Here is an 8,822-nt window from a genome sequence, read left to right on the forward strand (position 1 = left end):
GCCGGCCCCAGGACGCTCGCCCCGACGGCCGCGATGGCTTGCCGGGCGGCGGACCGGACCGGTTCGACCTCCGCCGCGGCGCCGGCCATGAGCTCGGGGATGAGGGCCGGGGCTGCGGGGATGACGGCGACCGACCTGATCACGTCGTGCTCTCCCCGGCGCCAGAGCGTCTGGCTCCACAAGTCGTCAGAACGCGCCGATCGGAGGGGCGGGTCATCGGCAGGCGGGCGCAGGCGCGGGAGCGGGTGGCCGGCCGACCGACGGCATCCCGAGCGACACCTGTGGCCGTCCCGGTTCCGGCTGGTCCTGCAGCGATTCCCACGCGTTGCCGCCCGCGGTCCGGCGCACGGCATACGTGCCGCCCCGGAGAGCGGAGTCGGCAACCAGGTGGTGCGGCGCGCCATAGGTCACGTCGACCGAGACGACGTCGCCCGGGCGTGGCCGCTCGGCACCCTCGGGCACGGCGAAGTGGACCAGCCGGTTGTCGCGGGCGCGCCCGGAGAGGCGGTGGGTCTCGGCGTCCTTGCGGCCCTCGCCGGTCGCCACGAGCACCTCCACGGTCCGCCCCTCGAGGGTCCGGTTCTCGGCCCAGGAGACCTCCTCCTGCACGGCCAGCAGCCGGTCATAGCGCTCCTGCACCACGGCCTTGGGCACCTGGTCGTCCATCGTGGCGGCCGGGGTGCCGGGGCGGATGGAGTACTGGAACGTGAAGGCGCTCGAAAACCGTGACGCCCGAACCACATCCAGCGTGCCCTGGAAGTCTTCCTCAGTCTCGCCGGGGAAGCCGACGATGATGTCGGTGGTGATCGCGGCGTCCGGGATCTGCTCGCGCACCCGGTCGATGATGCCGAGGAACTTGGCGCTGCGGTAGGAGCGGCGCATCCGCTTGAGCACGGCGTCCGATCCAGACTGCAGCGGCATGTGCAGGCTCGGCATGACGGCCCGGGTCTCGGCCATCGCGGTGATGACGTCGTCGGTGAACGCGGCGGGGTGCGGGCTGGTGAACCGCACGCGCTCGAGCCCCTCGATCTCGCCACAGGCGCGCAGCAGCTTGCCGAACGCGAGCCGGTCGCCGAACTCCACGCCATACGTGTTGACGTTCTGGCCGAGCAGGGTGACCTCCACGACACCCTGCGCGACGAGTGCCTCGATCTCGGCGAGGATCTCGCCCGGTCGCCGGTCGGCCTCCTTGCCGCGCAGGCTCGGGACGATGCAGAAGGTGCAGGTGTTGTTGCAGCCGACCGAGATGGAGACCCACGCGCTGTAGGCGGAGTCGCGTCGGGTCGGGAGCGTGGAGGGGAAGGTCTCGAGGCTCTCCAGGATCTCGACCTCGGCGCGCTTGTTGTGCCGCGCGCGGTCCAGCAATGCCGGGAGCGACCCGATGTTGTGCGTGCCGAAGACGACGTCGACCCAGGGCGCCTTGTCGACGATCGTGGAGCGGTCCTTCTGCGCGAGGCAGCCGCCCACGGCGATCTGCATGTCCGGGTTGCGCAGCTTGGCCGGGCGCAGCTGACCGAGGTTGCCGTAGAGCTTGTTGTCGGCGTTCTCCCGGACCGCGCAGGTGTTGAACACGACCACGTCGGCCGCCTCGGGTCGCTCGGCGCTCGGCACACTCGCCACGTCGACGTAGCCGGCCGTCTCGAGCAGGCCGGCCAGGCGTTCGGAGTCGTGCACGTTCATCTGGCACCCGTGGGTGCGCACGTCATAGGTCTTCATCGCACCGCCAAGGGTACGACGTCGGGTCGCCTCGCCCGTGGCCACCGGCGGTCAGCTGCCGGACCAGTCCTGCTCGGGCAGCGGCTTGCGACCGGTCACGTTGATGCCGTTGAAGGTCTGGATGAGAGACGCGGCCCAGATGACCACGGCGAGCTGGCGCTCGCTGAAGACCTCGGCCGCCTCGGCGTAGACCTCGTCCGGCACGTCACGGGTCTCGGACAGGTGACTGATCGCCTCGGTCAGCGCCAGGGCTGCCCGCTCCTGCGTGGTGAACAGCTCGGTCTCGCGCCAGACCGGCAGCACCGCGAGCCGGCGGGCCGTCTCCCCGTGGCGCGCTCCGTCCCGGGCGTGCATGTCAGCGCAGTAGGCGCAGCCGTTGATCTGCGAGGCCCGAGTCTTGACCAGCTCGATGAGCACCGGGTCGAGGCCCTCTTCCGCAGCGGTCCGTTCGACGTACTCGTGCAGGTTGACCAGACGCTTGAACGCGTCCGGCAGGGCTTCGTGGGGCAGGATGCGTGAACTCACCCCTCGACGGTATGCCGGGACCCGCCGGCCGCCACCGTGGACCCGCGAACCGGCCCTCAGTCGCGACGGTGTTGGGGCAGCTCGTCCAACGCCTCGCGGATCACCGCGAACGCCATCGACGAGGAGTAGCCCTTGCGAGCGAGCATCCCGGCCAGGCGCCGGGTCTGGACCTGGCGGTCGAGACCGTGCATGGTCCGCAGCTTCTTGTCGACCAGCCGCCGCGCCCGGTCACGCTCGTCCTCGGCGCCGACCTGCTCGAGAGCCTGGTCGGCGACGTCGCGGTCGACCCCCTTCCTGCTCAGCTCGCGAGCCAGGGCCCGACGGGCGAGCCCACGCCCGCTCTGCTGCGAACGCACCAGCATGGCGGCGTAGGCCTCGTCGTCGACCAGCCCGACCTCGGTGAGCCGGTCCAGCACCTCTCGGGCCACCTCGGGGTCGCAGTTCTTCTGGCGCAGCTTGTCCTCCAGCTGCGCCCGGCTGCGGGGAGCCATGGTCAGCTGGCGCAGCACGATCTGGCGCGCGACGGCATACGGGTCGGCGTCCGCACCACGGGTGGCCGGGTCCTCCGGCGGCGGGGTGCGCCCCGAGGAGGTCGAGGCACCGCCGCCACCGGAGGGTTGGAGGCCGACGCGGGCGATCATGTCTGCGAGCGAACGGACCCTCTCGCGCCGGTCGTCCGCACCGGGCGGACCCAGTGCGGACGAGTCAGGGGAGCCGAACACGTCGGACAGGGTGCTCAGAAGTCGACCGGCACGTCCGGCACCGCCGCGGGCTCACTCGGCTTGTCGAGCTGCGGGCCGATGCCGAGCTTCTCCTTGATCTTCTTCTCGATCTCGTCGGCGAGGTCGGGGTTGTCGCGCAGGAAGCCGCGGGCGTTCTCCTTGCCCTGGCCGAGCTGGTCGCCCTCGTAGGTGTACCAGGCGCCGGCCTTGCGGACGAAGCCGTGCTCGACACCCATGTCGATCAGGCCGCCCTCGCGGGAGATGCCCTGCCCGTAGATGATGTCGAACTCGGCCTGCTTGAACGGCGGGGAGACCTTGTTCTTGACCACCTTGCAGCGGGTGCGGTTGCCGACCGCGTCGGTGCCGTCCTTCAGGGTCTCGATCCGGCGGACGTCGAGGCGCACCGACGCGTAGAACTTCAGCGCCTTGCCACCCGTGGTCGTTTCGGGAGAACCGAACATGACACCGATTTTTTCACGGAGCTGGTTGATGAAGATAGCGGTCGTGCCGGTGCTGTTGAGCGTGCCGGTCAGCTTGCGCAACGCCTGGGACATCAGCCGGGCCTGCAGGCCGACGTGGCTGTCACCCATCTCGCCCTCGATCTCGGCGCGGGGCACGAGCGCAGCGACCGAGTCGACCACGATGATGTCGATCGCGCCCGAGCGGATCAGCATGTCTGCGATCTCGAGCGCCTGCTCGCCGGTGTCGGGCTGGCTGACCAGCAGCGCGTCGGTGTCGACGCCGAGCTTCTTGGCGTAGTCGGGGTCGAGCGCGTGCTCGGCGTCGATGAAGGCCGCGATGCCGCCGGCCTTCTGCGCGTTGGCCACCGCGTGCAACGCCACAGTCGTCTTGCCCGACGACTCCGGTCCGTAGATCTCCACCACACGGCCGCGGGGCAGGCCGCCGATGCCGAGGGCGACGTCGAGCGCGATGGACCCGGTGGGGATGACCTCCATCGGCGCACGGACCTCGTCGCCGAGACGCATCACGGCACCCTTGCCGTGGGCCTTCTCGATCTGCGCCATGACGGCGTCGAGGGACTTGGACTTGTCGGCTTGAGCCATGTCCTGACCTGCTCTTCCTGAAATCGTGGGCTGCCGTCTACCTGCGACCGACACCCGGTCGCCGCTGACCGGCAGTCACCGGCCACCTGACGCACTGTGTCGAGTCAGACGTTAGGAGCGACCACCGACACCGGCCCCCGCCACGGCCGAGGCTGTGGACGGCGGGACGCCGGCGGCGTTCCATGGGGACGAGACTACTCGGACAGGCGTTCGATGGGCGCACGCGGCCAGCGACACGCCGAAACGCGGAGCAGGCCATCACCGCGGCGTTTCCGCCGTGCCGCCTCCCCTGCCACGAAAACAACTCCAGCCTCAGCAGTCACGACAGCAACAAGCGTTCCACCCGCCGGGCCGCACCGACCAGGCCGACCAGACCGAGCACCGCCAGGTAGGCCACGTGCACGAGCAGCCCCGTCCCGACCTCGCCGAGCATCAGCCCGCGCTCGAGCGCCACCCCGTGGTAGAGCGGCGTCACCTGCACCAGCCACTGCACCCCCGAGGGGTAGGTCGCCAGCGGGAAGAAGGTCGCCGAGAACAGGAAGAGCGGCTGGATGGCGAGGTTGATCCAGTCGAAGTCGACCCAGGACCGCATGAAGGTCGTCGCGAACATCCCCACCGCCGAGAACGCGAACGAGATGAAGTTCGCCGCCGGCAGCGCGAGCAGCGCCCACCACGAGTGCACCATCCCGGCGACGACCGCCACGAGCAGGAACGCCCCGGAGTAGAACGCGCCACGCAGCAGCGACCAGCTGATCTCCCCCACCGCCACGTCACGCGGCCCGAGCGGCGTCGCGAGCACCGAGTCGTAGAGCTTGGCGTACTTCAGCTTGAAGAAGACGTTGAAGGTGGAGTCGAACACCGCGCCGTTCATCGCCGCCGCGGCCAGCAGCGCCGGGGCGACGAACTCGGCATACGACACGACCGACCCGCCGTCGGTGGTCACCGTGCGCACCAGCGCGCCGAGCCCGACCCCGAGGGAGAACAGGTAGAGGATCGGCTCGGCCAGTCCCGTCACGAACGCGATCCACCCGTGCCGGAAGGCCATCGCGTTGCGCTCCACCAGGATCCGCGCCATCCCGGCGCCCGCGGGGATGGGCAGCACCCGCGCCAGTCGAGACACGACGCCAGGACGCGGTGCGGCGGGCGCGGCGGTGCGGATCGTCATACGACCAGCCTCCGGCGGAAGGCCTTGTAGGCGAGCCACCCCGTCACCACGACGACCAGGAGCAGGTATGCCGTGTGCCCCAGCAGGTGCAGCCAGTCCGGGGAGCCCGTGGCCAGGTCGCGGTTGCCGTCGACCCCGTGCCACAGCGGCGTCACCCAGGCGATCGGGCGCAGGAACGCGGGCAGCTGGTCGAGCGGGAAGAAGGTGCCCGAGAAGAGGAACAGCGGCGTCATGACGAACCGGAACATGATCGAGAAGCCGGCGTCGTTCTCCTGGGTCGCGGCGAACGCGAAGACCGGCACGGTGAAGGCCAGCCCGGTCAGCACGGTGAGCGGCAGCGCCAGCAGCACCCACCAGGACGCCCACGCGCCGAACGCCGCCCCGACCGCGAGGAAGATGCCGGTCGCGAGCGCGATCTGCGAGGCGACCCAGCCGATGTGGCCGATCAGGATGTCGGCGACGCCGATCGGGGTGGCGAGCATCGCGTGGTACTGCATCTGCCAGCGGATCGCGCCGAGCACGGTGTAGGACGACTCCCCCATCGCGACCCACATCGACTGTGCCGCAAGGATTCCCGGCACGACGTACTGCAGGTAGGGCATCCCGTCGACCCCGCCGGAGGACGAGTCGACCAGGCTGCCGAGCCCGAGCCCCATCGCGAGCAGGAACATCACCGGCATCAGGAACCGGCTGACCACGTTGCCCTGCCACGTCCGCTTGTACTGCGTCGCCCAGAACGCGAACACCGGCTGCCAGCGCCGGCTGCGCGGGAACGGCTCGGGGGTATTCCGGGTGCTCGCCGCCGTGGGCAGCGTCGGGTCGGCAGCCACGTCAGTCCACCAGGGTGCGGCCGGTGAGGTTGAGGAAGACGTCCTCCAGCGTGGAGCGGCGCACGAGGGCCGACAACGGCTCGAGCCCTGCGGCATGCACCTTCTCACCGGCCGCGTCGCCGTCGTCGGTGTAGATGAGCAGCCGGTCGGGCAGCACCTCGACCCGGTCGCCGAGGCCGTCGACCCGGCCGGCCAGCTCGGCGTGGTCGTCGACGTCGAAGCGCAGCTCGAGCACCTCGCGCGTCGAGTGCTCGCGGATCAGGTCGCGTGGTGACCCCTCGGCCACGATCTCGCCGTGGTCCATGACCACCAGGCGGTCGCACAGCTGCTCGGCCTCGTCCATGTAGTGCGTGGTCAGCACGAGGGTGACGCCCTGCCGCTTCAGCCGGAACAGCCGGTCCCACAGCACGTGCCGCGCCTGCGGGTCGAGCCCCGTGGTCGGCTCGTCGAGCATCAGGACCTCGGGGTCGTTGACCAGCGAGCGGGCGATGGTGAGCCGTCGCTTCATCCCGCCCGAGAGCGGCTCCACCTTCGACCTGGCCCGCTCGGTGAGCTGGGCGAACTCCAGCAGCTCGGTCGCGCGCGCCCGGACCTGCGGCTTGGACAGGCCGAAGTAGCGGCCGTAGACCCAGATGTTCTCCTCGACCGTCAGCTCCTCGTCGAGGGTGTCCTTCTGCGGGACCACGCCGAGCCGGGCGCGGATGCGCGGACCCTCGGTGGCCGGGTCGAGGCCGAAGAGCCGCAGCTCACCGCCGGTCGCGGGTGACACGCAGCCGACCATCCGCATGGTCGAGGTCTTGCCCGCGCCGTTGGGCCCGAGGAACCCGAACGCCTCACCACGCTGCACCGCAAAGTCGATCGCCTTGACCGCCTCGAAATCACCGAACCTCTTGGTCAGCCCGGAGGCGTGGATCAGCGGCTCGTCGGAGGTCACGGCGCGAGGATACGTCGCCGGCCCGAGGCCGGCCCCTCACTTTTCCGCGGCGCGACGCTCGCGGCCGAACCGTCGCTCGGGCGGCACGTCCATGTCGTCGCAGAGCGCGGCCCACACGGTCCGTGGCTTCACGCCGGCCTCGAGCGCCTCGGCGGCCGTCCGGTCCCCCAACTCGTGCAGGGCGTGGCTGTTCGCGAGCGAGCGGGCATAGGACGACCCGAACTCGTCCTCCATCAACCGCCAGAAGTCACTGATGCGCACCCTCCGAGTCTCGCACGCCCGGGGTCCCCGGGTTGTTGCTGGGAAGGGGCGTCACGGACGGCGCCCCCTCCCAGCAACAACACGAGGGGCTGGGCTCACAGCCAGGAGATGTGGTCGCGCAGGAAGAGGTAGCCGACGAACGCGAACGCGTCGAGCAGGGTGTGCGCGACAACCAACGGCACCACCCGCTTGGTCCGCTGGAACCACCACCCGAAGATCAGCCCCATGACCAGGTTGCCGACGAACCCGCCCAGTCCTTGGTAGAGGTGGTAGCTGCCCCGCAGCACCGCGCTGGCCACGAGCGCCTTGCGCGACGACCAGCCGAGCTGCTGCAGCCGGGTCAGCAGGTAGCCGACGACGACGACCTCCTCGAGGAAGCCGTTCTGGAAGGCCGACAGCAGCAGCATCGGCACGCGGTACCAGACGTCGGGGAAGTTCACCACGGCCAGGCTCGCGCTGACCCCGACCTCGTGCGCGGCCCACACCAGGGCGAGGCCCGGTATGCCGATCAGCGCGGCGAAGCCGACGCCGGTCGCCAGGTCGCTCCCCCGGTGCCAGCGATGGGTGCCGATCCCCAGCCCACGCCCGGCCGGGTCGCGGCTCAGCAACGCCAGGGCCAGCAGTGCCGGCATCACCCCTGCGGCGAGCCGCGCCAGGTCGTCGAGGATGTCGAGCCACATCGCCGTGGTCTGCCGGCCCGACACCACGGTCGCCGTGGTGGCGGAGATCCCGCCGGGCACCGTCACCTCGGCGCGCAGGAAGGTCAGCAGGGCGAAGATCCCCGACATCCCCAGGGAGACGCCGAGCACGGTGAGGACCTCGGGCCCCCGCCGCGGCCGGTGCGGGACGGCGTCACTGGTGGTGCTCACGGCTTCCAGTCTGGGGGATCCGGTCGCCTACCGCCTGCACGACCCCCACCGGACGAGATCGCCGCGCACATGGTGATCAGCCCGACCACGGTCAAGACCCACGTCAGCCGGGCGATGACCAAGGTGCACGCCCGGGACCGGGCCCAGCTGGTCGTCTTCGCCTACGAGACCGGCATGGTCCTCACCCGCAACACGTGACAACTGCCGCGGCCGGGACGCGGTGGCGACACCGGCATCGACCCCGGTGGCGGCCTCAGCGGCAGCGGCGGGTGCTCGGCCGCGGGGTGTCGGTGCGGCGTGGCAGGCTGGGACGGTCATGGTCACCGACGTGCTCGAACGCTTCTCCCCCGCGACCCAGGACTGGTTCCGCGCGTCCTTCGTCGCGCCGACCGCCGCGCAGGCGGGCGCCTGGGACGCGATCAGCAGCGGCGACCACACCCTCGTCGTGGCGCCGACCGGATCGGGCAAGACCCTGTCGGCCTTCCTGTGGGCGCTCGACCGACTGGCGGCCGAACCGCCGCCGGAGGAACCGCTGCGCCGGTGCCGGGTGCTCTACATCTCGCCGATGAAGGCGCTCGCCGTCGACGTCGAGCGCAACCTGCGCTCGCCGCTGGTCGGCATCGGTCACGCCGCGGCCCGGTCGGGCCAGCCCCAGCCCGACGTCAGCGTCGCGGTCCGCAGCGGCGACACCCCGGCGGGCGAGCGTCGCGCGTTCGCCCGCCGCCCCTCCGACGTC

The 8,822-nt window shown here is 70.9% G+C and carries 11 protein-coding genes; 2 read left to right on the plus strand and 9 right to left on the minus strand.

What is annotated here, in order from left to right; genetic code table 11:
* Positions 1-213: 213 nt before the first annotated feature.
* From miaB to FRW57_RS12960, 9 genes are all read right to left on the minus strand, one after another.
* Positions 214-1,716, minus strand: coding sequence for a tRNA (N6-isopentenyl adenosine(37)-C2)-methylthiotransferase MiaB (gene miaB, locus FRW57_RS12920; protein ID WP_152186157.1), 1,503 nt, complete (start codon positions 1,714-1,716; stop codon positions 214-216).
* A 51-nt stretch (positions 1,717-1,767) separates the two neighbouring features.
* Positions 1,768-2,241 carry a carboxymuconolactone decarboxylase family protein gene (locus FRW57_RS12925; protein WP_152186158.1) on the minus strand — a complete coding sequence of 158 codons (474 nt, stop codon included), beginning with the start codon at positions 2,239-2,241 and terminating at the stop codon, positions 1,768-1,770.
* Positions 2,242-2,297: 56 nt separating this feature from the next.
* Positions 2,298-2,963 (minus strand): regulatory protein RecX, encoded by a 666-nt coding sequence (locus FRW57_RS12930; protein ID WP_238999418.1) that lies wholly within the window; start codon positions 2,961-2,963, stop codon positions 2,298-2,300.
* Positions 2,964-2,977: 14 nt separating this feature from the next.
* Positions 2,978-4,027 carry a recombinase RecA gene (gene recA / locus FRW57_RS12935; protein ID WP_152186159.1) on the minus strand — a complete coding sequence of 350 codons (1,050 nt, stop codon included), beginning with the start codon at positions 4,025-4,027 and terminating at the stop codon, positions 2,978-2,980.
* 319 nt (positions 4,028-4,346) lie between these two features.
* Positions 4,347-5,192: an ABC transporter permease gene (locus FRW57_RS12940; protein WP_152186160.1), complete on the minus strand. Its 846-nt coding sequence runs from the start codon at positions 5,190-5,192 to the stop codon at positions 4,347-4,349.
* Positions 5,189-6,022, minus strand: a complete 834-nt coding sequence (locus FRW57_RS12945; protein WP_203230315.1) for an ABC transporter permease — start codon at positions 6,020-6,022, stop codon at positions 5,189-5,191. The genes FRW57_RS12940 and FRW57_RS12945 overlap by 4 nt, the downstream gene beginning before the upstream one ends.
* Position 6,023: 1 nt before the next feature.
* Complete coding sequence (locus FRW57_RS12950) at positions 6,024-6,956, minus strand: ABC transporter ATP-binding protein (RefSeq protein WP_152186162.1); 933 nt, start codon at positions 6,954-6,956, stop codon at positions 6,024-6,026.
* 36 nt (positions 6,957-6,992) lie between these two features.
* Positions 6,993-7,217: a DUF3046 domain-containing protein gene (locus FRW57_RS12955; RefSeq protein ID WP_152186163.1), complete on the minus strand. Its 225-nt coding sequence runs from the start codon at positions 7,215-7,217 to the stop codon at positions 6,993-6,995.
* 95 nt (positions 7,218-7,312) lie between these two features.
* On the minus strand, positions 7,313-8,086 hold the full coding sequence (locus tag FRW57_RS12960) for a CPBP family intramembrane glutamic endopeptidase (RefSeq protein WP_238999419.1): 774 nt from the start codon (positions 8,084-8,086) through the stop codon (positions 7,313-7,315).
* Here FRW57_RS12960 and FRW57_RS25080 point away from each other — a divergent pair.
* Together FRW57_RS25080 and FRW57_RS12970 are read left to right on the plus strand one after the other, a co-directional pair.
* Positions 8,057-8,284, plus strand: a complete 228-nt coding sequence (locus FRW57_RS25080; RefSeq protein WP_420853247.1) for a response regulator transcription factor — start codon at positions 8,057-8,059, stop codon at positions 8,282-8,284. The genes FRW57_RS12960 and FRW57_RS25080 overlap by 30 nt on opposite strands.
* Before the next feature lie 118 nt (positions 8,285-8,402).
* A partial coding sequence (locus FRW57_RS12970) for a DEAD/DEAH box helicase (protein ID WP_152186164.1) occupies positions 8,403-8,822 on the plus strand: 420 nt, incomplete at its 3' end.

The organism is Segeticoccus rhizosphaerae (assembly GCF_009192725.1).
GTDB classification, from domain to species: Bacteria; Actinomycetota; Actinomycetes; order Actinomycetales; family Dermatophilaceae; genus Segeticoccus; species Segeticoccus rhizosphaerae.